This is a genomic window from Mesorhizobium sp. LNHC232B00, assembly GCF_000502435.1.
In the GTDB taxonomy this organism is placed as follows: domain Bacteria; phylum Pseudomonadota; class Alphaproteobacteria; order Rhizobiales; family Rhizobiaceae; genus Mesorhizobium; species Mesorhizobium opportunistum.
On the sequence record NZ_AYWP01000006.1, the window covers coordinates 233,469 to 256,518 of the forward strand.

Sequence of the window (23,050 nt, forward strand, 5' to 3'; positions counted from 1 at the left end):
CATCTGCGAGGCGAGCTGCAATGGTGGAGGTATCGCTCCCCTCACGAGGGGCGGCACAACGCTTAGCGGCGAGGCATCCCTTGGCCTAGTCTTGTCGTGGTCCTGAGGCAGGACTGCCGAGCTACTGCAGGAGCCGCCTCATGCGAACGGAGACATCCTCCAGGACTGGCATGGTGGCCAGAACGAGGAGGATGGCTGCGAGAAACAGCGTTGCGGCAAAGCCGACGTGCTTGAAACCCACTGCGCCGATGACGCCGCCGATAAAGAACAATGCTACAAGCGACGCGAGCAGTCTCAGCTTTTTTCGATCCGCCTTCACGAACAGTCCGTCGGAGTCATTCCCCGAGATGTTCCAATAAAGCAGCTTGCCGATTTCGATGCCCATGTCGGTCACCAGGCCAGTGACATGCGTCGTCCGGATTCTGGCTTCCGACAGCTTGGTGATGATGGCGTTCTGCAACCCCATGATGAAGGTAAGCAGCATCACGGTCATAGGCACGAACAGCGCTTCGTGACGTGCAAGATGGCTGCCGAGCAGACCGAAACAGATCAGCAGGATCGCTTCCAGGACAAGCGGAAACGCGTATTCGCTCTGCAGACCCTGCCGCCTTCCCCAGTTGACCAAGACCGCCGAGCAGGCGGCCCCGGCAACAAACGACAAGAAGGCTCCCAATCCGGAAAGCACCAGTTCGACATTGCCGAGTGCCAGATGATCAGCCATCGAGGACACGATGCCTGACATGTGGGACGTATATTGCTGAACCGCCAGAAAGCCGCCGGCATTGGCGGCACCTGCGATGAAGGTCAGAAAGCGAGCGAGGTGCCGGTCGGTTCTTTCGCTCCGCTCCTTTCCGGTCAACCGGCGCAGATACACGATCATGAGCGAACCTTGCCTCCCGCGCGGAATCGAGGCTTCAGTGTCTGAGTGTGAGAAATGATAATCCGGATCGTATCATTGATGTTCAAAACATCAATACAAACCGAAAAATATTAACCCACCCTTGGCATGGCAAACTGGCGCGATTATCGTGCATGCATGATTCAACGCTACAAACCTTGCCGGGAGCCGGGCGGCACCTGGACCGTCGACGATGCCCTTACCGGGCGGCCCGCCGAGATGGGCAGCCGTACCATTGTTGGAATGAACCAGCACGATGCCGAGGAACTCGCCGATCTCCTCAACGGGCTGAATGCACAACGGCAGGAAGCGAAATCATGAAAGTCAAGGACAGCAATGGCACCCCTTTGAGTGACGGAGATTCCGTCACGCTCATCAAGGATCTCAAAGTCAAGGGCACGTCCGTCACTTTGAAACGCGGAACATTGATCAAGAACATCCACCTCACGGGCAACGAAGATGAGGTCGAGTGTCGGGCCGAAAAGGTCAAAAATCTGGTGCTGCGAACGGAATTTCTAAAGAAGGCGTAGGAGACCGCTCCGATGGGATGTTGCCTGGAGTGCAATCCAGAGCACCGAAACCGCAATCAGACACCCTTCTCGGAAGAACATCACTGGTGTTGTGGCGCGGCTCTTGTTTGGTCGCCAACGGCAAACACGGCGCTCGCTTCGCTGACGATGGACACGTGATCCCTGGCAGCCTGGCCTGCCGCATTGCCATCGCCGCGCATGATCGCGGTGACGATGGCGTCGTGCTCCTGCCAGGACTTGGCGAGGCGCCCCGGCAGCATGAACTGGGCACGGCGGAACGGCGCCAGCCGGCTCCGCGTCATCACCGTCATTTCGCAGATATGGGCGTTGTGGGCGCCGCGATAGAGCCGGCTGTGGAACTCGGTGTTGAAATACTCGTAGTCCTCCTCGGCGCCTAGCCGTACCATCCGCGCCGAAGCCTGGTGCTCGACCTCGAGCGCCCGGCGCTCGCTGCTGGTCATGCGCTCGGCCGAGAAGCGCGCGCAGATCGCTTCCAGTTCGGCCATGCTCTCGAACATCGAGGCCAGATGCTCCTGCGTCACCACGGCGACGATGGCGCCGCGGTTGGGGCGCCTTTCGACCAGGCCCATGGCGCTGAGCTGCCCGAGCGCCTCCCGAACCGGAGTGCGTGACACGTCGAAGCGGGCGGCGAGCGAGGTTTCATCGAGCTTTTCGCCCGGGCGCAGAAAGCCGGTGACGATCCGGTCGCCGATCGCCCTCACCATCTGATCCACGGTCGTGCCCGACCTGATCAAGCTGCGCTTCCCCGACAAATCTCCTCCGTCCCGTCTTCTCGTGGCGTCGGTCGAAGCGGCGTCTTCGACTCAATATACCTCTCTATGCCTTTATTTTAATCTGCCTGTCAAATTGGCTGTTTTCAAGGCAAAAAGTGCATGCAATTGCCTGCTGCATGAGCAGTAGCTTTTGGAGCTGTGGTTGATTTTGTTCAATAAATTTCGCCAAACAAACTGGCACAGTGATTGCATGCACTTTCTTGATGGCATGTTAACCGGCCCGGAAGAAGGGTCCTACAGGGGAGCATTCAATATGACCGCGAGATTCACGCTTAACCGCCGCGAGCTGCTCAAGACCTCCGCCGCTGGAGCCGCGCTCGGCCTGGCTTCGGCATCCTTTCCGATCAGCAGGGCCTTCGCCGCCGCCGCCACCGTCGGCTTCATCTATGTGGGGCCGAAGGACGACTACGGCTACAACCAGGCGCATGCCGAGGGTGCGGCGGCGCTGAAGGGCATCGAGGGCATCACCGTCGTCGAGGAGGAGAACGTCCCCGAGACGGTCGACGTCCAGAAAACCATGGAGTCGATGATCAATCTCGACGGCGCCTCGCTGATTTTCCCGACCTCCTTCGGCTATTTCGACCCCCACATGCTGGCCATGTGCGCGAAATTCCCTGACGTGCAGTTCCGCCACTGCGGCGGCATGTGGAACAAGGACAAGCATCCGATGAATGCCGGGTCCTATTTCGGCTATATCGGCATGGGCCAGTATCTCAACGGCGTCGTCGCCGGCCACACCTCAAAGTCGAAGAAGCTTGGGTTCGTCGCGGCCAAGCCGATCCCGCAGGTGCTTCTCAACATCAACTCCTTCCTGCTCGGCGCGCGCTCGGTCGACCCGACGATCACCTGCCAGGTGATCTTCACCGGCGAGTGGTCGCTGGCGGTCAAGGAGGCTGAGGCCACCAACGCACTGGTCGACCAGGGCATTGACGTCATCACCTGCCATGTCGACAGCCCCAAGGTCGTGGTCGAGACGGCCGCCGGCCGCGGTGCCTTCGTCTGCGGCTACCACGCGAACCAGAGCCCGCTGGCACCCGAGAAATACCTCACCGGCGCCGAATGGAACTGGGCCAAGGTCTACAAGATGTTCGTCGACGACCTCATCGCCGGCAAGCCGCTGCCCAATTTCACCCGCGGCGGACTGGCCGACGGGTTCGTCAAGATGAGCCCGCTCGGTCCCGCCGTCTCCGAGCCGGCGCGCAAGCAGTTCGACGCCACGCTGGCCGAAATGATGAAGGGCGGCTTCTCCGTCATCAAGGGTCCGCTGAAGAGCAACAAGGGCGCCGTCGTCGCCACCGAAGGCCAGGCCTTCGCCGAGACCGCCATCGAGCTCGAAAGCATGGACTATCTCGTCGATGGCGTCGTCGGCTCGACCGCCTGAACCGCACGGAGACGGCAACATGACAGACACGGTGGCAGGCGCGCCGGCGACGTTCGGGGCCAGGGGTTATCCGGCGGCGCTCGAATGGATCGCCAGGCGGGTGGAAGCCTTCGTCATTCCGCTCGCGGCACTGGTCGTCGGCATGGTGCTGTTCAGCCTGTTCATCCTGGCTGTCGGCAAGTCGCCGGTCCAGCTCTATGAAACGATGTGGCGCGGCGGCTTCGGCTCGTGGTTCTCTGTCCAGAACTCCCTGTCGCGCGCCGCACCGCTATTGCTGGCGGCGCTCTGCGTGGCGCTGCCGGCCCGGCTCGGGCTGGTCGTCATCGGCGGCGAGGGCGCCATCGTGCTCGGCGGCGTCGCCGCCGCGGCAGCCGGCACCGCGCTCAGCGGCGCTCCCTCCCTCATTGTCATCCTCGTCATGGGCGTGGCGGGCATGGCCGCCGGCGGCATCTGGATAGGTGCCGTCGGCGCGCTCCGCCATTACCGCGCCGTCAACGAGACCATTTCCAGCCTGCTGATGGCCTATATCGCGATTGCCCTGATGAACCAGCTGGTTGAAGGGCCGCTGCGCGACCCAGCCTCGCTCAACAAGCCCTCGACCCAGCCGCTGGCGGACATCTACCGCATCGGCAACATGCCCGGCATGGAGGTGCATTGGGGCCTTGCCGTCGGCGTCGTCGCCTGCGTGCTGTCCTGGGTGCTGATCGAAAAGACCCGCTGGGGCTTTGCCGCACGCATCGCCGGCGGCAATGTGCGGGCGGCCCAGGTGCAGGGGCTTGCCGTCGGCTCGCTGATCGTCGGCTTCACCGGCCTGGCCGGCGCCTTCGCAGGTCTCGCCGGCATGCTGGAGGTCGCGGCGGTACAGGGCAGCGCCAACGCCTCGCTCGCCGCCGGCTATGGCTATACCGGCATTCTCGTGGCCTTCCTTGCGCGCCATAATCCGCTGGCCATCATACCGGTCGCTTTCCTGCTCGGCGGCATCGATGCGTCCGGCGGACTGATCCAGCGCCGCATGGACCTTCCCGACGCCACCGTTCTGGTGCTGCAAGGCATGCTGTTCATCGTCATCCTGTTCAGCGAGACCCTCTACGGCCGCTTCAAGGCCTTCAACCCCGATCTCTGGCAAAGGAGCAGCTGATGGACGACTCCGGGATCGGCCTCTGGGGCGTTCCGCTCGCCATACTCGGCGGCGCCATCCGCGTTTCTACCCCCTTCATCTTCGTCTCGCTCGGCGAAGCCATCACCGAACGCTCCGGCCGCATCAACCTTGGCCTCGAAGGCACGCTGGTGTTCGGCGCCATGAGCGCCTACGCGGTAGCGGTGAAGACAGGCTCGCCCTGGCTCGGCCTCGTCGCCGCCGCCTTCGCCGGCCTCTGCTTCGGCCTGTTCCACGGCTGGATCTGCAAATTCCCGAAGGTCAACGACATCGCCATCGGCATCGCCCTGATGCTGTTCGGTTCGGGTCTGGCCTTCTTCTTCGGCAAGCCCTTCATCCAGCCTTCGGCGCCCGACCTGCCGGCCATTCCCTTGGGCGCCTGGTCCGACATTCCGCAGGTGCAGGCGGCGCTTGACGTCAACGTGCTGTTCCTGACCGGCGCCGCACTGGCGGTGTTCCTGTGGTGGGCCTTCCGCAACACCCGCGCCGGCCTGATCCTGCGCGTCGTCGGCGACAGTTCCGACGCCGCGCGCGCCATGGGCCTCAATCCGAATACGGTGCGGCTCGCCGCCACCGGCGTCGGCGGCGCGCTGGCAGGGATCGGCGGCGCCTATCTGTCGCTCTACTATCCCGGCAGCTGGACCGAAGGCATCTCCTCGGGGCAAGGGCTGATGGCGGTGGCGCTGGTCATCTTCGCGCGCTGGAACCCGCTCGGCTGCTTTGCCGCAGCGCTTCTGTTCGGTGGCGCCGGCGCGCTCGGGCCGGCGCTGCAGTCGGTCGGCGTCACGCAAGGCTACTATCTCTTCTACGCCGCCCCGTACATCCTCACCCTCGTCATCATGATCGCCACCTCATCGCCGAGCCGGTCGCTCGCCGGCGCGCCGGGCGAACTGTCGATCACCAAATGAGACCGGAGGTTTTGCCATGAACGCCAGAACCGGGCAGCGCTACATCGAGGCCGATCCCTATCCATGGCCCTACAATGGCGATCTCAGGCCCGACAACACCGCGCTGATCATCATCGACATGCAGACCGATTTCTGCGGGCCGGGCGGCTATGTCGACCACATGGGTTACGACCTGTCGCTGGTCCGCGCCCCGATCGAGCCGATCAAGTCGGTGCTGTCGGCGATGCGCGAGAAGGGCTACACCATCATCCACACTCGCGAGGGCCACCGGCCCGACCTCGCCGACCTGCCGGCCAACAAGCGCTGGCGCTCGCGCCGCATCAATGCCGGCATCGGCGATCCCGGTCCCTGCGGGCGCATCCTGGTGCGCGGCGAGCCGGGCTGGGACATCATCCCCGACCTCTACCCGGCCGAGGGCGAGCCGATCATCGACAAGCCGGGCAAGGGCTCGTTCTGCGCCACCGACCTGGAACTCATCCTCAACCAGCGCGGCATCGACAACATCGTACTCACCGGCATCACCACCGATGTCTGCGTCCACACCACCATGCGCGAGGCCAACGACCGCGGCTTCGAATGCGTCATGCTGGAGGATTGCTGCGGCGCCACCGACTACGGCAATCATCTGGCGGCCATCAAGATGATCAAGATGCAGGGCGGCGTCTTCGGCGCGGTGTCGAGCGCAGCCTCGCTCGTCGCACAGCTACCGTGAGGAAATTGCCATGAGCGGGACCAGGAAAGCGGTTGGCGTCGAGACCATCGGCATGACAATGCGCTTCGGCGCCTTCACCGCACTCGACAATGTTTCGGTCAAGGTTCCCGCCGGCTCCTTCCACGCGCTGCTCGGCGAGAACGGCGCCGGCAAGTCGACGCTGGTCAAATGCATGATGGGTTTCTACCACCCGACATCAGGCGACATGCTGGTCGATGGCCGCGAGGCAGCGATCGCCGGCCCCAGGGATGCCTCCGCGCTCGGCCTCGGCATGGTCTATCAACATTTTACGCTGGTGCCGTCGCTGACCGGCGCCGAGAACCTGGTCATTTCGCGCGAAAAAGTGCCTGGGGTCATCGACTGGCGCAAGGAGCGCGCCGGCCTTGCCCGGTTCATGGAGCGGATGCCGTTCAAACTGCCGCTCGATGTGAAGGTGGCCGAGCTTGCCGCCGGCGAGAAGCAGAAGCTGGAGATCGTCAAGCAGCTCTATCTCGGCCGCTCCTTCCTGGTGCTGGACGAGCCGACTTCCGTACTCACGCCCGCCGAGGCGCAGGAAGTGCTGGGTCTGGTGCGCGCCATGACCAAGGCGGGCGACCTCACCGTGCTGATGATCTCGCACAAGTTCCATGAGGTGACGGCCTTCGCCGACGACGTCAGCGTGCTGCGCAAGGGCAGGCTGACTGGCACCGGCCGCGTCGCCGACCTCGACCACAGGCAGATGGCGGCGATGATGATCGGCGACCAGCCGATCGCCGCTCTCGACAGCCGTGCTGAGACGAAGCCGAACGCCGAGATCGTGCTGAAAGTCAGGGCATTGAAGGCGCCGGACCGCACCGGACTGAAGTCGATCCGCATCGAGGATCTCGGCGTGCGCTCGGGCGAGATCGTCGGCATCGCCGGCATTTCCGGCAACGGCCAGAAGGAATTCCTCGAAGTGCTGGCCGGGCAGCGCCCGCGCGATACCGGCGAAGTCCTGGTGCGCGGCACCGCCTATGCGGCGACGCGCGCCGAGGCGCGCGCGCTCAATGTCCGCCTCATCCCGGAGGAGCCGCTGAAGAACGCCTGCGCGCCGAAGATGACCGTGGCCGAGAACATCTCCTTCCGCACCTTCGATATCGACGGCAACGGCAAGCCGGTGAGCTGGATCAGTGCCGGTGCCATCAGGACATTCAGCGCCCGCCTGGTCGAGCAGTTCAAGGTCAAGACCGCATCGCTGTCCTCGCCGATCGCCTCGCTGTCGGGCGGCAATGTGCAGCGCGCCGTGCTCGCTCGTGAGCTCACCGGCGAGGTCGATCTGCTAATCGTCTCCAACCCGTGCTTCGGTCTCGACTTCTCGGCCGTGGCCGAGATCCGCGCCCGCATCATGAAGGCGCGCAATGCCGGTGCCGCCGTGCTTTTGATGTCGGAGGATCTCGACGAACTGCTCGAACTCTCCGATCGCATCCTCGTCATGTCCGACGGCGCGCTGGTTTACGAGACATCGATCGCGCAGGCGAGCGTGCAGACGATCGGCGAGCACATGGCGGGACATCATTGATGGCTGAAATCGCAGCGCAGCCATTCCCATTTGCCTTCAAGCCGCGCACCATGGCGCTGGTCGTCATCGACATGCAGCGCGATTTTGCCGAGCCCGGTGGCTTCGGCGCCAGCCTCGGCAACGACGTCAGCCGGGTCGTGGCGATCGTTCCGACGGTGAAGCGGCTGATCGAGGGCTTTCGCGCCGCCGGCCTGCCGGTGATCCACACCATGGAGTGCCACAGGCCCGATCTTTCAGACCTGCCGCCGGCCAAGCGCAACCGCGGCAATCCATCGATCCGCATCGGCGATGCCGGCCCGATGGGCCGCGTGCTGATCGCCGGCGAGCCGGGTACGGCGATCCTCGACGCGCTTGCGCCGCTGCCCGGCGAGATCGTGATCGAAAAGCCGGGCAAGGGCGCGTTCTATGCGACCAGCTTCGGTGACGACCTCAAGCGGCTCGGCGCCCAGCACCTCGTCTTTGCCGGGGTGACGACCGAAGTCTGCGTGCAGACGACGATGCGCGAAGCCAACGACCGCGGCTATGAGTGCCTGCTCGCCGAGGACGCGACGGAAAGCTACTTTCCCGAATTCAAGGCGGCGGCACTAGCCATGATCCGGGCGCAGGGCGCCATCGTCGGCTGGACGGCAACGACCGACCAGGTGCTCGAGGGAATTGCCAATGCCTAATCTTGCCTTTGCCGGCCTGCTCGACGGCGGCTGGCGCGATCTCGCGTTCGAACATTTCCGCGACGGCATCAGCGTGCACTGGCTGCTGAAGGGCGGGCCGGTCGAGCCGTCGGTCGCGATCCTGAAATATCGGTCCGGCGCCAGCGTGCCGCGACACCGGCATGCCGGGCTGGAAACCATCGTCGTGCTGGAAGGCACCCAGAGCGACGAGAACGGCGACTATCCCGCCGGCAGCGTCATCCTCAACCCGGTCGGCACCGAGCATTCGGTGTGGACGAAGGACGGTTGCGTCGTGCTGATCCAGTGGGACCTGCCGGTGATCATTCTGGGGGAGACGAAATGAGCGATATCCAGTTCGACATAGCGAGCCTGCACGCAGCCTATCGGGGAGGCCTCGCCGTTGGTGATGTGATCGCGACGATCTACACCCGCATCGAAGCGGCCGACGACCCAGGCATTTTCATCCATCTCGCCGCCAAGGCGGATCTCCTTGTCGAGGCCACGGCACTCGGTCCGTTCGACCCGGCGACAAAGCCGCTCTGGGGCATTCCCTTCGCCGTCAAGGACAACATCGACGTCGCGGGCCTGCCCACGACGGCCGCCTGCGCCGAATACACCTATTGGCCCGAGAAAGACGCCACCGTCGTGGCGCGGCTGAAAGCGGCCGGTGCGCTGGTCGTCGGCAAGACCAATCTCGACCAGTTCGCCACCGGCCTCGTCGGCGTGCGCACGCCATGGCCGATCCCGCGCAACGCCATCGACGAGACGCTTGTGCCAGGCGGCTCCTCCTCGGGGTCGGCGGTCGCGACGGCGCGCGGCATCGTCTCCTTCGCGCTTGGCACCGACACCGCCGGCTCCGGCCGCATTCCGGCCGGCCTCAACAACATCGTCGGGCTGAAGCCGACGGTCGGCGCGCTGTCGGCCGCCGGCGTCGTGCCGGCTTGCCGCACGCTCGATTGCATCTCGGTGTTCGCGCTGACCGTCGATGATGCGTATAGGGTGTTCTTCGTTGCCGCCGCGCGGGACGCTGCCGATCCTTATTCGCGTGACATCGCCGTCCAGCCGCTCGCCACGCTCCAGCCGGTGCTGACCGTCGGCGTGCCTGCAAAAGCGGACCTCGAATTCTTCGGCGATACGGCCATGCAAGCTGGATTCGAAGCTTCGCTTGCCATGTTGTCGCGGCTTGGCTGCCGGCTGGTAGAAATCCCCTTCGGCGATTTCTACGCCACCGCCAACCTGCTCTATGAGGGCGCCTGGGTGGCCGAGCGCTATGCGGCGATCCGCGATTTCATGGAGGCCAATGAAGCCGCCTTGCATCCGGTGACGCGCAAGATCATCGGCGGCGCCAGGAACCTGTCGGCGGCGGACGCCTTCCGCGGCCTCTACGCGTTGCAGGGCTATAAGGCGAAGCTCGCCCCGGTCATCGCCTCGGTCGACCTGTTCTGCGTGCCGACCGCCCCAACGCACTATACCACTGCTACCGTGCTGGCCGATCCCGTCGAGACCAACAGCCGCCTCGGCACCTATACCAATTTCGTCAACCTGCTCGATATGTGCGGCATCGCCGTGCCGACGGGCAAGCGCGGCGACGGCCTGCCGATGAGCGTCACCTTGCTGGCGCCGGCCGGCTGCGATGCGCTGACGGCGATGCTCGCCCGCGACCTGCATGCGGCGAGCGGCCTTCCGCTCGGCGCCACAGACTGGCCACAGCCCGGCCTGCAGCCAGCCGCCCAGCCGCGTGGCGACGGCCTGATCGACCTAGTGGTGGTCGGCGCGCATCTGTCGGGCATGCCGCTCAACGGCCAGCTCAACCAGCTTGGCGCGCAGTTCGGGCGCGCGACCAGGACCGCCGCCGCCTACAAGCTCTATGCTCTGGCCGGCCAGTTGGTGCCGAAGCCCGGGCTGATCCGCGTTGCCGATGGCGGCATGCGGATCGACGTCGAGGTCTGGCGACTTGATGCGGCTGCATTCGGCCGCTTCGTCGCCGCCATCCCGCCGCCGCTCGGCATCGGCACGATCGAGCTCGATGATGGAACGTTGGCGAAGGGATTTCTCGCCGAAACAGCAGGCCTGTCGGCGGCCACCGACATCTCGGCCTATGGCGGCTGGCGCCGCTTTGTCGCACGCGGCAAAGACATGGCCGATCAAAGTGAAAAGCGACAGGACTGGCCCGCTGGCGTCCCGATCTGACCGTCGTGCAGACTTGCCTTGCCGGACTTGCCTATTGGCACGCCGGTGGAGGTGTCCTCTCGACCAGCAGGCCCACAAACGCTTCGCTATCTCATGAACCCCTGTGGCCAGGTTGCGCGGGCGTTGAGGGTTTAATGAGTTTTGGTAGCGGGAGACCGCTACATCGCAACACCCACTATTGAGGAGGCGCTCTTTTGCTATCGTCGGCGTCCTACGCCGTCACCTTGTCTTGGCCGTTCTGGCCTCGGGATCGCAATAGATGCCGTAGAGCGTTTGCAGGATTCGCTCGACTTTAGACGAAGCCAGCCGGTAGTAGACCTGCTGGGCATCACGCCTTGTGTCCACAAGTTTGAGCGCTCGCAATTTTGAAAGCTGCTGCGAGAGCGCTGACTGGTTCATATCGACCAGATCGGCCAGTTCGTTGACGCTAGTCTCGCCATCGAGCAGATGGCACAGGATCATCAGGCGCTTCTCGTTGGCCATGGCCGCGAGCAACTCGGACGCTTCCCGCGCCATCTTGCCCAATTCGATAATTTCTATATTGCGCATATGAACACATTATCATATTAAGAGTTACAAATAATAATAGTTTGGCGCTGGCGCCTGTCAAGCCAGCGGATCGATGCGAACGGCAATCCGGTCCAAGCAGCCTTATTGATCCGCATCAAGTCGCAGCCGACCGCAATGGCGCAGACCGCGATGGCGCAGACTGGGCAACGCTGCCCGTGAGCCTTGGAGACCGAAAACGTCGGCATCGCTGCAAGCGACGCCGCAAAGGAGGAAGAGCATGGCGCATATTGTCGTCCTGGGTGCCGGACTGGGAGGCACCATCATGGCCTACGAGCTTCGCGATGAACTGGCAAAGGAACACAAGGTTTCGGTCGTTAACAACGGCAGCCACTATTCTTTCGTGCCGTCCAATCCCTGGGTTGCCGTCGGCTGGCGCGATAAGGAGGCGGTCGAAGTCGACCTCGCTCCGGTCCTGGCACGCCGCGGCATCGGGTTTCATCCGCAAGGGGCGCGGCGCATTCACCCGGCCGAACGGTCCATCGAACTCAATGACGGGGGCAGGGTCCCCTACGACTATCTTGTGATCGCCACGGGCCCCGAACTCGCCTTCGACGAGATCGAAGGCCTCGGGCCGGAGCACAACACGCAATCGGTCTGCCACATCGATCACGCCCTCAAGGCCAAGGCGGCCTTCGACGCGCTCGTCGCCAGGCCGGGTCCAGTCGTCATCGGCGCGGTCCAGGGCGCGTCCTGTTTCGGGCCGGCCTACGAATTCACCTTCATCCTCGACAAGGCGCTGCGCGACGCCAAGGTGCGCGATCGCGTTCCCATGACCTTCGTCACCTCGGAACCCTATATCGGCCATCTCGGCCTCGACGGCGTCGGCGACACCAAAGCCCTGCTCGAGAGCGAGATGCGCCAGCATCACATCAAGTGGATATGCAACGCCAAGGTGGACAAGGTCGATCTGGACAAGATGTTCGTCCAGGAGATCGCCGACGACGGTTTGGTCAGGCAGGCGCATGAATTGCCGTATGTCTATGCGATGCTGCTGCCGGCATTCCGCGGCGTGGCGGCGGTGCGCGGCATCGAGGGCCTCACCAACCCGCGTGGCTTCATCCTTGTCGACAAGCACCAGCGCAACCCTGCCTTCCCCGAGATATTCGCGGTCGGCGTCTGTGTCGCTATCTCGCCGGTCGGCAAGACGCCGGTTCCGGTTGGTGTGCCGAAGACCGGCTTCATGATCGAATCCATGGTGACGGCGACGGCCCGCAACATTGGCCGGCTGGTGAAGGGGGAAGAGCCCGACGCCCAGGGCACGTGGAATGCAGTCTGCCTAGCCGATTTCGGCGATTCCGGCGTCGCCTTCGTGGCGCAGCCGCAAATCCCGCCCCGCAACGTCAACTGGTCGTCCTCCGGCAAATGGGTGCACACCGCCAAGGTCGGCTTCGAGAAGTATTTCCTGCACAAGATAAGAGCCGGAAAGTCCGAACCCTTCTATGAGCGCCTCGCGCTGCAGGTGCTGGGTATCGACAAGCTCAAGCAGATCAAGATCGAGGCGTCCGCGGATGCGCCGGCTGCCTGACCGGGACGAGCCGGCACCGCCGGCCTTTCCCCGGATGGCGACTGGCGGGCACATGAACGGTCCGCAGCCGCCAGCGGCAAATTCGATGGCGACGCCTCTTGCAGCCAACGATAACATTCATATATTTAGATATGATCATATACAAATGGAGATGATGATGTCACTCGATCGTTCCGTTCTTGCGTTTGCCGGCATCATGGTGCTGCTGTCGGTCGCGCTGACTGCCTGGGTTTCGCCGCTGTTTGTCTGGCTGACAGTCTTCGTTGGGCTCAACATGCTGCAGTCGGTGTTCACCGGGTTCTGCCCCGCGGCCATCGTCTTCAAGAAACTCGGCGTCAAGCCGGGATGCGCGTTCTAGGACCATCGGAATGCGCATGCTTCTTTTGTTCGCCGCGTTGCTGGCGGCCTCTCCGGCGCTGGCCGGCACGCTCACGCTCGCACCGACAACGGTGACCGAATGGAAGGCGGTCTATGGCGGTGTCGAAGCGCGCGACACTGTTCCGGCACGGGCACGCGTCGGCGGCCTCGTCGTCGACCTGGCCATCACCGAGGGTGAGCCGGTCAAGGCCGGCCAGAAGATCGCCACCGTCCAGGACGACAAGATCGCCTTTCAGGTTGCGGCGCTGGACGCGCAGCTTCGCGCCCTGCAGGCACAACTGGAAACGGCGCAGTCCGAACTGACCCGCGGCCAGACTCTGGTCGACAAGGGCGTGATGACCGCGCAACGTCTCGATCAGCTCCGCACCGAGGTCGACGTCGCGCGCAACCAGCTTGCCGCGACCGAGGCCCAGCGTTCGGTGATCATCCAGCAGGCTGCCGAAGGCGATGTCTTTGCCCCCGGCGACGGTCGCGTGCTGACCGTGCCGGTCACACGCGGTGCAGTGATCATGGCCGGTGAAGTGGTGGCGACCATCGGCGGCGGCGGCGTGTTCCTGCGGCTGGCCGTTCCGGAGCGGTATGCGGCGACACTGAGGCAGGGCGCCGCAATCCGCATCAATGCCAGCGGCAAGGAGTCAGCCGGCCGCCTCGCCAAGATCTATCCGCAGATCGAAAATGGCCGCGTCATCGCCGACGTCGAGGTCGACAATCTCGATACAGATTTCATCGGCGCCCGGGTGCTGGTCGAACTGCCGGTCGCCGAGCGTTCCGCGCTGCTGGTCCCGACTTCGGCGGTAGCGACCCGCTCCGGGATCGATTTCGTCCGCGTCACTGCGGCCGGCGTGGAGACCGAGCGGGCGGTAGTGCCTGGTGAACGGATGACGCGAGCCGACGGCGATTATGTCGAGATCCTGACCGGTCTTGCGCCTGGCGATGTCGTGATCACGCCATGAAAGGTCCTGCTAGCTTCGGTTTCGCGGGTGGGCTGACCCGAGCTTTCATCGGGTCGCCGCTCACGCCGCTGTTCCTGGTTGCTGCGTTTGCCTTCGGGCTGGTGGCGTTGCTCACGTTGCCGCGCGAGGAGGAACCGCAGATTTCGGTGCCGATGGTCGATATCTTCGTGCGCGCCGACGGCCTGAAGGCCGACGATGCCGTCAAGCTGGTCACCGAACCGCTGGAGACGATCGTCAAGGGTATAGACGGTGTCGAGCACGTCTATTCGCAAACCCGCGACGACCAGGTGATGGTCACCGCGCGCTTTGTCGTCGGTACGTCGTCGGACGCAGCGGTGCTGCGCGTCCACGACAAGGTCCGCGCAAATATGGAGCGCATTCCCATCGGCGTGCCCGAGCCGCTCATCATCGGACGCGGCATCGACGATGTCGCCATCGTCACGCTGACGTTGTCGCCAAAGCCTGAGGCGGCCGGACGTCTGACGGCGAACGATCTCACCCGCATCGCGCGCGAACTGCGCACCGAGATCGCCAAGATCGACAATGTCGGCCTGACCTATCTGGTCGGCGACACCGGCGAGATCATACGCGTCGACCCCAGCCCGGAAAAGCTCGCCCTCTACGGTGTGACCTTGCAGCAGCTTGCGGCAAAGGTCTCAGGCGCAAACAAGGCCTTTCCGGCGGGACGGGTGCGCGATGCGGGCGAACAGATCGACATCGTCGCCGGCGAGACGCTGGGCTCGCCGGACCAGATCGGCAATCTGCTGCTGACCTCGCGCGACAACCGCCCGGTCTATGTCCGCGACGTTGCCGACGTCGCCTTCGCGACCGACACCGGCGACGTGGTTGTTTCGACACTCACAAAGTCCGCAACGGGCGTGACGCGGGTGCCGTCGGTAACCGTCGCCATTGCAAAACGCGCAGGCTCCAACGCGGTGTCGGTCGCCGAGGCGATCCTGCGCCGGGTCGAGATGCTGAAGGGCAGCCTGATCCCCGCCGACCTGTCGGTCGAGGTTACGCGCGACTATGGCGAGACGGCGAACGAAAAAGCCAACGAGCTCCTCTATCATCTCGGCCTGGCGACGATTTCGATCATCGTGCTGGTCTGGATCGCCATCGGCCTCCGCGAGGCCATGGTGGTGGCGATCGTCATCCCAGTCACCATCCTGCTCACGCTGTTTGCCTCGCGCGTCATGGGCTATACGCTGAACCGCGTCTCGCTGTTCGCGCTGATCTTTTCCATCGGCATCCTAGTCGACGACGCGATCGTGGTGATCGAGAATATCTCCCGGCACTGGGCGATGGGCGACGGTCGCGACCGCCGGCAAGCGGCGATCGAGGCGGTGGCGGAAGTCGGCAATCCGACCATCGTCGCCACCTTGACCGTGGTTGCCGCGCTGCTGCCGATGCTGTTCGTCTCGGGAATGATGGGCCCGTATATGAGCCCGATCCCGGCTAATGCATCGGCGGCAATGATCTTCTCGTTCTTCGTCGCGGTGATGGTGACGCCGTGGCTGATGCTGAAGATCGTCGGACGGGCGCCGGTGCATGCCGATGTAGGCCACGCCGGCGGCGGCATGCTGGGCCGCGTCTACACTGCCGTTGCCAGGCCCATACTGTCGTCAAAGACGGCCAGTTGGACATTTCTGCTTGCCGTCGGCGTGCTGACGCTTGGCGCGCTCGCGCTTTTCTACACCGAGCATGTCACGGTCAAGCTACTGCCCTTCGACAACAAGTCCGAACTCTCGGTGACCATCGATCTGCCGGAAGGGTCCTCTGTCGAGGCGACCGATCAGGTAGCGCAGGCGGTCGCCGGCAAGGTTCTCGAACTCGGCGAAGTCAGGTCGGCCCAGACGCATGCCGGAACCCCGGCGCCATTCAACTTCAACGGTCTTGTCAGGCACTCCTTTCTGCGCAGCGCGCCGCAGCAGGGCGATGTCGCGATCAACCTCTCGCCGAAGTCGGAACGCAGCCGTTCCAGCCACGACATCGCGCTGGACATTCGCCGCCGCATCGCCTCGATCGCCGTTCCCGCGGGCACCAGCCTGAAGGTCGTCGAGCCGCCGCCGGGACCACCCGTCATGGCGACATTGCTGGCCGAGGTCTACGGGCCAGGCGGCGAGACGCGCCGTAAGGTTGCGGCCAAGGTCGAGGCGGCCTTTCGTTCAGTGCCGTTCATCGTCGATGTCGACAATTCCTGGGGACAGCCGGCGCGCCGGCTGCGCACCACGGTTTCTACCGACAATGCCGAGTTCTTCCATGTCGAGGAGAGCGACGTGTTCGATACGATCGCCATCCTCAACGGCGGCAAGACCGTCGGCTATTCGAATCGCGCCGGCGGCCGCCAGCCGATCCCGATCCGCATCGAGCGGAAGAAGGGCGAGAGGACGCTCGACGAGCGCTTCCTGACCACGCCCATTCCGGCGAATGTACTGCCTGGCGACCGCGGCGTCGTCGAGTTGGGCGACGTCGTGCGCGTGGCGCCGGAACGCGCCTCTTTCCCGGTGTTCCGGCACAATGGCCGCGCCGTCGAAATGGTGACAGCCGAACTTGCCGGCAGCTTCGAAGCGCCGCTGTACGGCATGCTCGCGGTCAGCAAGGCCATCGACGCTCAGGACTGGACCGGCCTGCAGAAACCCGCAATCTCGCTGCACGGCCAGCCGGAGGATGAGAGCCGGCCGACGCTTCTGTGGGACGGCGAATGGGAAGTCACCTGGGTGACCTTCCGCGACATGGGCGCAGCCTTCGGCGTCGCGCTGCTTGGCATCTACATCCTGGTCGTCGCCCAGTTCGGCTCGTTCAAGGTACCGCTGGTGATCCTGACGCCGATCCCCCTGACCTTCATCGGCATCCTCGGCGGACACTGGCTGTTCGGTGCGCCGTTTACCGCTACCTCGATGATAGGCTTCATCGCGCTGGCCGGCATCATCGTGCGCAATTCGATCCTGCTGGTCGACTTCATCCGGCACGCGGCATCGCCGGGCAGGCCCTTGGGCGAGATCCTGATCGAGGCCGGCGCGATCAGGTTCAAGCCGATCCTGCTGACGGCACTTGCCGCCATGATCGGCGCGGCCGTGATCCTGGCCGATCCGATCTTCCAGGGGCTCGCCATCTCGCTGCTGTTCGGCCTGGCCTCCTCGACGCTGCTGACGGTGCTGGTCATCCCCGCGATCTACCAGGTGCTGCGCACGTGAACCCGCGCGGTATTTCTCCCGTACGATGTGCCCGAAATGCGCCAAAGGCTATGGCACCAATTACGTCCTCGGTGTCGTGCCGGTAGCCCAAGGTTTCTGGGGGAATAGAGCGCTGGCTTCGAACCAGGTGCCGCGTTCCCCTCTGACAATTTCAAGGGCGTTATCGAGCTTGCCGATTGCGGCAGACTTGCCTGTCGCTTCAATGAATTCGATTGCAGCGCTGACCTTTGGCCCCATGGAGCCGGCCGGAAAAGTCCTCCCCGATAGCTCCTTGGGGCTCACGCGCCGGAGCGCACGAGCGGCGGCTGTCCCATAGTCAGCATAGACGGCGTCGACATCCGTCAGCATCAGCAGCATGTCTGCCTTCAACTCGCGAGCGAGAAGCGAGCTTGCCAGATCCTTGTCGATAACCGCTTCCACACCGCAAAGACTGCCGTCGTCACGGGCTATTACTGGAACCCCGCCGCCGCCGGTGCAGATGACGATCACGCCGCGCTCGACCAGGAACGAGATCACCGATGCTTCCAGGATCACCAGCGGCTTGGGCGAAGGCACGACGCGGCGCCATTTGTCGCCATCGGGCGCTATCTGCCAGCCTCGCTCATTGGCAAGCCTATGTGCGGTTGCCTCATCGTAGACCGGACCGATCGGCTTCGTCGGATGAACGAAAGCCGGATCGTGCGGGTCCACTGTCAGCTGTGTCAGCAGGGTCGCGAACAGCCTTCGCTTGAGGAGGTTGCCGAGTTCCTGCTCGATCACATATCCGATCATGCCGGCGCTCTCGGCCCCGAGCACGTCGAGTGGAAACGCCCCGTCGCCCGGATTGGCAGCCGCCTGGAGCGCGAGCAGGCCCACTTGCGGGCCGTTGCCGTGCGTAACCACAACCGAGTGTCCTTCGCCGATGAGTTCCGCGAGCACGGATGCGGCGCGTTTGATGTTGGCGCGCTGATTCTCCGCCGTCATCGGTTCTCCACGACGCAGCAGGGCGTTTCCGCCGAGCGCAACGACGATCAGCATCTCAATTGCCGATCGTGGCGACGAGCAGCGCCTTGATCGTGTGCATCCGGTTTTCGGCTTGGTCAAAGACGATCGACGCAGCCGATTCGAACACCTCGTCGGTGACCTCCATGCAATCGATGCCATATTCCTTCGCGATGAATGCGCCGATCTCGGTATCGGTGTCGTGGAATGCCGGAAGGCAATGCATGAATTTGACATGGGGATTGCCGGCGGCAGCCATCACCTCGCTGGTGACGCGGTAGGGCACCAAAAGCCGGATGCGCTCGGCCCAGGCCGATTTGTCCTCGCCCATCGACATCCACACGTCGGTGTAGATGAAATCTGCCCCCTGGACGCAGGCCGTCACATTCTCGTCGAGCCGGAAACGGCCACCGCTGCGTTGAGCCAGGTTCCGGACATGGGCGCAGAATTCCTCGTCCGGCCAAAGTTCCTTCGGCGAAGCGATGCGCATGTCGATACCGACCTTGGCTGCGCCTAGTGCCAGCGACAACGCGACATTGTCCCGGCCTTCACCGACGAAGGTGACTGTCATGTCCGAAAGATGCTTGTGCGTGTATTCGCGCATGGTCATGAGATCGGCGAGGATCTGCGTCGGATGCGCTTCGTCGGTGAGGCCGTTGTAGACGGGCACGCCGGCATGCGCGGCAAGCAATTCAGCCTGGTGCTGGCCAAAGCCGCGATATTCGATCGCGTCATACATGCGGCCGAGCACACGCGCTGTATCCTTCATGGATTCCTTGTGGCCAATATGGCTGCCGCTGGGGCCAAAGTAAGTGACGTGCGCGCCCTGGTCGTAGGCCGCGACTTCGAAACCCGTGCGCGTGCGCGTCGAATCCTTCTCGAAGATCAGGGCTATGTTTTTCCTGATCAGACGCGGTATCTCGTGACCGGCGAGCTTGGCCGCCTTGAGATCGGCGGCCAGCTTGAGAAGAAAGCGGATTTCCTCGGCGCTGAGATCGTCCAGCGTCAGGACGGAGCGGCCGTGAAGATTGGTCGACATGGAGAATTCCTTTCAGGTCAAATCGCGTCGCGAGCGATCGGACAGGTCATGCAATGGCCGCCGCCGCGGCCGCGGCTGAGTTCAGCCCCCTCGACGGTGATCACTTCGACGCCTGCGTGGCGCAAAAGTGTGTTGGTGTAGACGTTGCGGTCGTAGCCGATAACCACGCCGGGCTCGACGGCAACGACATTGTTGCCATCGTCCCATTGTTCGCGCTCGGCCTCGTAGCGGTCGCCACCGGTGGCGATGATGCGCAGCGTTTTCAGTCCAAGGGCTTCGGCAACAACAGTCGTGAATGGTTTTGCCTCATCGGTGATGTCGACCGCCGCCTCGCCATCGCCAGGACGCAGCGAGAAGGTGCGCAACCGGTCGACCACCGGCGGATACAAGGTCACAAGATCGCGATCGCAGAAGGTGAAGACGGTGTCGAGATGCATGAAACTGCGGTCGCGCGGCATCAAGGCGGCAATCACGCGTGTCGCCTCGCCGGCTGCAAACAGCTTGCGGGCCAGATCGCCAACGGCTTGCGGCGTGGTGCGCTCCCCCATGCCGACGAGAACAGTCCCGCTACCAATAGGCATAACGTCGCCGCCTTCAAGGCTGGTGCCGGTCCCCAGGTCCGGCGACACGAAAGGAATACCGCTGTCGCGAAAGCGAGGATGGAAGCGGTAGACAGCCTCGACATTGGCCGCTTCGGGGCGCCGCGCCACCCAATACATGGAATTGACGGAGACCGAGCCGTAGATCCAGCAGGAACTGTCGCGGGTGAACAGCTGGTTCGGCAATGGCGGCAGCACAAAATCCTGGGGGGCGAGCGTCATTCCCGTCAGGCCCTTGGGCTCGAAAGGAAGCTCCGCCCGGGCAATGCCCCCGACAAGGTAGGACGCAAGCAACTCTGACGGCATTTCATCGAGCCATCCGCGCAGTTCGTCGACCATGTCGAGCCCGACGACGCCGGGATGGACCCGACGATCGAGAAGCCATTCACGGGCCTCGACTAGGCCGACCGTCTCGGCCAGTAGTCTCCCGAACGAATGCACCAGCACGCCCCGCTCCCGCAACGCATCGACGAAAACATCATGCTCCTGACGTGCCTTCTTGACCCAAAGCACATCGTCGAAGAGCAGCGCCTTACAGTTCTCCGGTGTCAGCCTTTGCAGGCTGAGGTCGGGGCGGTGGACGAGCACCTCGCGGAGTCGACCGACTTCAGAAAAAGCGCCAAGCTTGGTCGTGGTGATAGGTGCGTTCATAGTGGGCTAATGCTCCCGTTCCAGATGAGGTAGGCTGCGGCGACACCGGCGGCGACCAGGGCGACGGCGAGCCCTGCTTCGACAGGATGGAACACGCGTTGATTGGTCTCGCGACGGGCCCAGACGTAGAAAAGAATGCCAGGGGCATAGAGGATCGCGCACATGAACAGATACGCCGGACCGGCTGCATAGACGAGCCACAGCCCGTAGGCAGTCGCCAGCAGCCCGGCGAAAAGAGGACCGGTGCGTTGCTCGCCAACCGCGTAACTTTCTCCGGTCAGCGCCAGCTTGGCCGCGTAGGCTCCCGAAAAGATGTAAGGAACCAGGATTGCGGCCGATGCGATGTAGAACAGCGCCTGGTAGGTGCTTTGCGCGAAAAGCGTGATCACCAGGAATGCCTGGACGAGCAGGTTGGTGATCAACAGCGAAGTCGACGGCACGCCGCGTTCGTTCTCTGTGCCGAAGAACTTCGGCATCGTGCCGTCCTTGGCGGCGGCATGCGGAATTTCGGCGGCAAGCAGCGTCCAGCTCAGGAAGGCGCCGACCACCGACACGACAAGCGCGATGTTGATGAGGATGGCGCCCCAAGGCCCGACAACCGCCTCCAGGACGCCAGCCATGGAAGGGTTCTTCAGCGCTGCGAGCTCAGGCTGGCTGAGGATGCCGAGCGACAATAGGGAAACCAGTGCATAGAGGGCGAGGCAGGTGAAGAAGCCGAGGACGGTCGCCGTAGCGATATCCTTGCGACGCTCTGCACGGGCGGAGAACACGCTGGCGCCTTCGATGCCGATGAACACCCACAGCGTCACCAGCATCGTGCTCTTCACTTGCGCGGTGATCGAGCCGAGACTGGCGTTGCCCAGACCGGTGAAGTCGAGGGACCAGACCTGCAGTTTGAAGGCGACGGCGACAACCCCGACGAACAGGACGATGGGAGCGATCTTTGCTACGGTGACGATCAGGTTTATGACTGCGGCCTGACGGATGCCGGCAAGAATCAAGCTGTGAATCAGCCACAGCAGGATCGATGCGCCGAGCACGGCCTGCCAAGTGTTTCCGTCACCGAAGGCTGGGAAGAAGTACGACAGGGCGCTGAATACGATCACTGCATAGGAGACATTGCCGACCCAGGCGCTGATCCAATAGCCCCAGGCGCTGTTGAAACCGATGAAAGGACCGAAGCCGGCCTTGGCGTAGGCGTAGGGTCCAGCGTCGAGTTCGGGTTTGCGGGTGGCAAGCGATTGATAGACGAAGACGAGCGCCAGCATGCCGGCCGCAGTGATCGCCCAGCCAATGAGGATGGCCAAGGGACCAGCACCTGCCGCCATGTTCTGCGGCAGGCTGAACACTCCGGAGCCGACCATCGAGCCGATCACCAGTGCGGTCAGGGAACCCAATCGAAGTTTTGACGGCAACGCGGTCGCGGCTTTCCGAACAGGAATGTTGATGTCCGCCGTAGTCATGATGCTCTCCCAAATTGAGGCGATGGGAGGCAATAGACAGGAGTTCCGCACTGCCAACTTTGATGCGGGTCAAACAAGAGGTGATTTTCAAAGCTGTGCGTTGAGGTCACGCATCGCACTCAACCAGCGATCGTTTGATCGTCATCAACGTCGACACGAACTCGGCACTCCATTGTCGGTTCGTTCAACCGGGCGAGCGTGGCCCGCTCACAAGAAGAGATGCAACCATGAACAACACTATTTTGAGGCAGGACATCATCGATGAACTGGAGTTCCAGCCAAGCATCGACGCGGCCAACATTGGCGTCGCCGTCGACAACGGCGTGGTCACGCTGACCGGCCATGTGTCGACCTATGCGCAAAAGGCGACCGCGGAAAAGGCGGTACGCCGCGTCAAGGGTGTGAAGGGTATCGCGCAGGAAATCGAAGTCCGGCCTGCCGGCAGCAATCTGACTGCCGACGACGAAATTGCCAAGCGCGCTCTGCACTCGATCAGCTGGAATACGGTCGTGCCGGATGGCGCGGTACAGGTGCGGGTCCAGAATGGCTGGGTGACGCTCACCGGCAAGGTGGAGTGGCAGTCCCAGAGATCGGCAGCGTTTGCCGCCATCCGATATCTGGCAGGCGTGCTCGGGGTTCACAACAGCATCGAGGTGCTGCCGCACGCAACGGCATCGGATGTGAAAAAACGCAACGAGGACGCGTTGAAACGCAGCGCCGAAGTCGAGTCGAGAGCGATAGAAGTCAACGTATCCGACGGCAAGGTCACGTTGAAGGGTAGGGTCAACAGCTGGGCCGAACGTCGCACAACCGAGCGCGCCGCATGGGCTGTGCCCGGAGTGCGCATGGTCGAAGACCACATTACAATCGCCTGATGCATCGGAACTTCAAAAGGGAAGCCGATCATGATCCGCTTCCCTTGT

General features: G+C 63.5%; 21 protein-coding genes and 1 pseudogene. 15 read left to right on the forward strand and 7 right to left on the reverse strand.

Annotated elements, in window-relative coordinates; all coding sequences use genetic code 11:
* Positions 1-139 precede the first annotated feature (139 nt).
* A pseudogene (locus X743_RS158300) lies at positions 140-880 on the reverse strand (YoaK family protein); the annotation flags it as partial.
* Between the two features lie 126 nt (positions 881-1,006).
* On the opposite strand from X743_RS158300, the gene X743_RS158295 reads away from it, so the two are divergent.
* Positions 1,007-1,219 (forward strand): hypothetical protein, encoded by a 213-nt coding sequence (locus X743_RS158295; RefSeq protein ID WP_031257643.1) that lies wholly within the window; start codon positions 1,007-1,009, stop codon positions 1,217-1,219.
* Positions 1,216-1,428 carry an alkylphosphonate utilization protein gene (locus X743_RS158290; RefSeq protein ID WP_013893339.1) on the forward strand — a complete coding sequence of 71 codons (213 nt, stop codon included), beginning with the start codon at positions 1,216-1,218 and terminating at the stop codon, positions 1,426-1,428. The genes X743_RS158295 and X743_RS158290 overlap by 4 nt, the downstream gene beginning before the upstream one ends.
* Positions 1,429-1,508: 80 nt before the next feature.
* Here X743_RS158290 and X743_RS158285 read toward each other — a convergent pair whose 3' ends face one another.
* Entirely contained in the window at positions 1,509-2,183 is a 675-nt protein-coding gene (locus tag X743_RS158285) for a GntR family transcriptional regulator (RefSeq protein WP_032922970.1), read from the reverse strand.
* A 292-nt stretch (positions 2,184-2,475) separates the two neighbouring features.
* Between X743_RS158285 and X743_RS158280 the strand changes: the two genes are divergently transcribed.
* The 8 genes from X743_RS158280 to atzF are packed head-to-tail and all read left to right on the forward strand — an operon-like array spanning position 2,476 to position 10,774.
* Positions 2,476-3,603 (forward strand): BMP family ABC transporter substrate-binding protein, encoded by a 1,128-nt coding sequence (locus X743_RS158280; RefSeq protein WP_023765229.1) that lies wholly within the window; start codon positions 2,476-2,478, stop codon positions 3,601-3,603.
* 19 nt (positions 3,604-3,622) lie between these two features.
* The gene (locus X743_RS158275; RefSeq protein WP_023765230.1) at positions 3,623-4,741 is read left to right on the forward strand and encodes an ABC transporter permease; all 1,119 of its coding nucleotides are present in this window, start codon (positions 3,623-3,625) and stop codon (positions 4,739-4,741) included.
* A complete protein-coding gene (locus tag X743_RS158270; RefSeq protein WP_013893343.1) occupies positions 4,741-5,667 on the forward strand; it encodes an ABC transporter permease in 927 nt (308 codons plus the stop codon). Before X743_RS158275 ends, X743_RS158270 begins: the two co-directional genes overlap by 1 nt.
* A 16-nt stretch (positions 5,668-5,683) precedes the next feature.
* A complete protein-coding gene (locus X743_RS158265) occupies positions 5,684-6,379 on the forward strand; it encodes an isochorismatase family cysteine hydrolase (RefSeq protein ID WP_023765231.1) in 696 nt (231 codons plus the stop codon).
* Between the two features lie 10 nt (positions 6,380-6,389).
* On the forward strand, positions 6,390-7,916 hold the full coding sequence (locus X743_RS158260) for an ABC transporter ATP-binding protein (protein ID WP_023765232.1): 1,527 nt from the start codon (positions 6,390-6,392) through the stop codon (positions 7,914-7,916).
* Positions 7,916-8,584, forward strand: coding sequence for an isochorismatase family cysteine hydrolase (locus tag X743_RS158255; protein ID WP_023765233.1), 669 nt, complete (start codon positions 7,916-7,918; stop codon positions 8,582-8,584). The genes X743_RS158260 and X743_RS158255 overlap by 1 nt, the downstream gene beginning before the upstream one ends.
* A complete protein-coding gene (locus X743_RS158250; protein ID WP_023765234.1) occupies positions 8,577-8,927 on the forward strand; it encodes a cupin domain-containing protein in 351 nt (116 codons plus the stop codon). Before X743_RS158255 ends, X743_RS158250 begins: the two co-directional genes overlap by 8 nt.
* Positions 8,924-10,774, forward strand: a complete 1,851-nt coding sequence (gene atzF / locus X743_RS158245; protein WP_023765235.1) for an allophanate hydrolase — start codon at positions 8,924-8,926, stop codon at positions 10,772-10,774. The genes X743_RS158250 and atzF overlap by 4 nt, the downstream gene beginning before the upstream one ends.
* Positions 10,775-10,993: 219 nt before the next feature.
* Here the strand turns inward: atzF and X743_RS158240 are convergent, their stop codons facing one another.
* Positions 10,994-11,290, reverse strand: coding sequence for a metalloregulator ArsR/SmtB family transcription factor (locus X743_RS158240; RefSeq protein WP_245264206.1), 297 nt, complete (start codon positions 11,288-11,290; stop codon positions 10,994-10,996).
* 271 nt (positions 11,291-11,561) lie between these two features.
* Between X743_RS158240 and X743_RS158235 the strand changes: the two genes are divergently transcribed.
* The 4 genes from X743_RS158235 to X743_RS158220 all read left to right on the forward strand — a co-directional run bounded on the left by X743_RS158235 (position 11,562) and on the right by X743_RS158220 (position 17,394).
* A complete protein-coding gene (locus X743_RS158235; RefSeq protein ID WP_023765237.1) occupies positions 11,562-12,869 on the forward strand; it encodes an FAD/NAD(P)-binding oxidoreductase in 1,308 nt (435 codons plus the stop codon).
* A gap of 157 nt (positions 12,870-13,026) precedes the next feature.
* A complete protein-coding gene (locus tag X743_RS158230; protein WP_023765238.1) occupies positions 13,027-13,227 on the forward strand; it encodes a DUF2892 domain-containing protein in 201 nt (66 codons plus the stop codon).
* Positions 13,228-13,237: 10 nt separating this feature from the next.
* Positions 13,238-14,200 carry an efflux RND transporter periplasmic adaptor subunit gene (locus tag X743_RS158225; protein WP_023765239.1) on the forward strand — a complete coding sequence of 321 codons (963 nt, stop codon included), beginning with the start codon at positions 13,238-13,240 and terminating at the stop codon, positions 14,198-14,200.
* Entirely contained in the window at positions 14,197-17,394 is a 3,198-nt protein-coding gene (locus X743_RS158220) for an efflux RND transporter permease subunit (protein ID WP_023765240.1), read from the forward strand. The genes X743_RS158225 and X743_RS158220 overlap by 4 nt, the downstream gene beginning before the upstream one ends.
* Positions 17,395-17,454: 60 nt before the next feature.
* Here X743_RS158220 and arcC read toward each other — a convergent pair whose 3' ends face one another.
* The 4 genes from arcC to arcD are packed head-to-tail and all read right to left on the reverse strand — an operon-like array spanning position 17,455 to position 22,127.
* On the reverse strand, positions 17,455-18,411 hold the full coding sequence (gene arcC / locus X743_RS158215) for a carbamate kinase (RefSeq protein ID WP_023765241.1): 957 nt from the start codon (positions 18,409-18,411) through the stop codon (positions 17,455-17,457).
* A 1-nt stretch (position 18,412) separates the two neighbouring features.
* On the reverse strand, positions 18,413-19,414 hold the full coding sequence (gene argF, locus X743_RS158210) for an ornithine carbamoyltransferase (RefSeq protein WP_023765242.1): 1,002 nt from the start codon (positions 19,412-19,414) through the stop codon (positions 18,413-18,415).
* A 17-nt stretch (positions 19,415-19,431) separates the two neighbouring features.
* The gene (locus X743_RS158205) at positions 19,432-20,664 is read right to left on the reverse strand and encodes an arginine deiminase (protein ID WP_023765243.1); all 1,233 of its coding nucleotides are present in this window, start codon (positions 20,662-20,664) and stop codon (positions 19,432-19,434) included.
* A complete protein-coding gene (gene arcD / locus X743_RS158200) occupies positions 20,661-22,127 on the reverse strand; it encodes an arginine-ornithine antiporter (RefSeq protein WP_023765244.1) in 1,467 nt (488 codons plus the stop codon). The genes X743_RS158205 and arcD overlap by 4 nt, the downstream gene beginning before the upstream one ends.
* A gap of 227 nt (positions 22,128-22,354) precedes the next feature.
* Between arcD and X743_RS158195 the strand changes: the two genes are divergently transcribed.
* Positions 22,355-23,002, forward strand: coding sequence for a BON domain-containing protein (locus X743_RS158195; protein ID WP_023765245.1), 648 nt, complete (start codon positions 22,355-22,357; stop codon positions 23,000-23,002).
* Positions 23,003-23,050 lie beyond the last annotated feature (48 nt).

Excerpts from the sequence above, each read along its gene's own strand:
- X743_RS158280 (WP_023765229.1), top strand. The coding sequence starts at position 2,476 with ATGACCGCGAGATTCACGCTTAACCGCCGCGAGCTGCTCAAGACCTCC.
- arcC (WP_023765241.1), bottom strand. The coding sequence starts at position 18,411 with ATGCTGATCGTCGTTGCGCTCGGCGGAAACGCCCTGCTGCGTCGTGGA.
- X743_RS158250 (WP_023765234.1), top strand. The coding sequence starts at position 8,577 with ATGCCTAATCTTGCCTTTGCCGGCCTGCTCGACGGCGGCTGGCGCGAT.
- X743_RS158195 (WP_023765245.1), top strand. The coding sequence starts at position 22,355 with ATGAACAACACTATTTTGAGGCAGGACATCATCGATGAACTGGAGTTC.
- X743_RS158255 (WP_023765233.1), top strand. The coding sequence starts at position 7,916 with ATGGCTGAAATCGCAGCGCAGCCATTCCCATTTGCCTTCAAGCCGCGC.
- X743_RS158265 (WP_023765231.1), top strand. The coding sequence starts at position 5,684 with ATGAACGCCAGAACCGGGCAGCGCTACATCGAGGCCGATCCCTATCCA.
- atzF (WP_023765235.1), top strand. The coding sequence starts at position 8,924 with ATGAGCGATATCCAGTTCGACATAGCGAGCCTGCACGCAGCCTATCGG.
- X743_RS158290 (WP_013893339.1), top strand. The coding sequence starts at position 1,216 with ATGAAAGTCAAGGACAGCAATGGCACCCCTTTGAGTGACGGAGATTCC.
- X743_RS158270 (WP_013893343.1), top strand. The coding sequence starts at position 4,741 with ATGGACGACTCCGGGATCGGCCTCTGGGGCGTTCCGCTCGCCATACTC.
- X743_RS158225 (WP_023765239.1), top strand. The coding sequence starts at position 13,238 with ATGCGCATGCTTCTTTTGTTCGCCGCGTTGCTGGCGGCCTCTCCGGCG.
- X743_RS158295 (WP_031257643.1), top strand. The coding sequence starts at position 1,007 with ATGGCAAACTGGCGCGATTATCGTGCATGCATGATTCAACGCTACAAA.
- X743_RS158275 (WP_023765230.1), top strand. The coding sequence starts at position 3,623 with ATGACAGACACGGTGGCAGGCGCGCCGGCGACGTTCGGGGCCAGGGGT.
- X743_RS158220 (WP_023765240.1), top strand. The coding sequence starts at position 14,197 with ATGAAAGGTCCTGCTAGCTTCGGTTTCGCGGGTGGGCTGACCCGAGCT.
- argF (WP_023765242.1), bottom strand. The coding sequence starts at position 19,414 with ATGTCGACCAATCTTCACGGCCGCTCCGTCCTGACGCTGGACGATCTC.
- X743_RS158205 (WP_023765243.1), bottom strand. The coding sequence starts at position 20,664 with ATGAACGCACCTATCACCACGACCAAGCTTGGCGCTTTTTCTGAAGTC.
- X743_RS158235 (WP_023765237.1), top strand. The coding sequence starts at position 11,562 with ATGGCGCATATTGTCGTCCTGGGTGCCGGACTGGGAGGCACCATCATG.
- X743_RS158230 (WP_023765238.1), top strand. The coding sequence starts at position 13,027 with ATGTCACTCGATCGTTCCGTTCTTGCGTTTGCCGGCATCATGGTGCTG.
- arcD (WP_023765244.1), bottom strand. The coding sequence starts at position 22,127 with ATGACTACGGCGGACATCAACATTCCTGTTCGGAAAGCCGCGACCGCG.
- X743_RS158260 (WP_023765232.1), top strand. The coding sequence starts at position 6,390 with ATGAGCGGGACCAGGAAAGCGGTTGGCGTCGAGACCATCGGCATGACA.
- X743_RS158240 (WP_245264206.1), bottom strand. The coding sequence starts at position 11,290 with ATGGCGCGGGAAGCGTCCGAGTTGCTCGCGGCCATGGCCAACGAGAAG.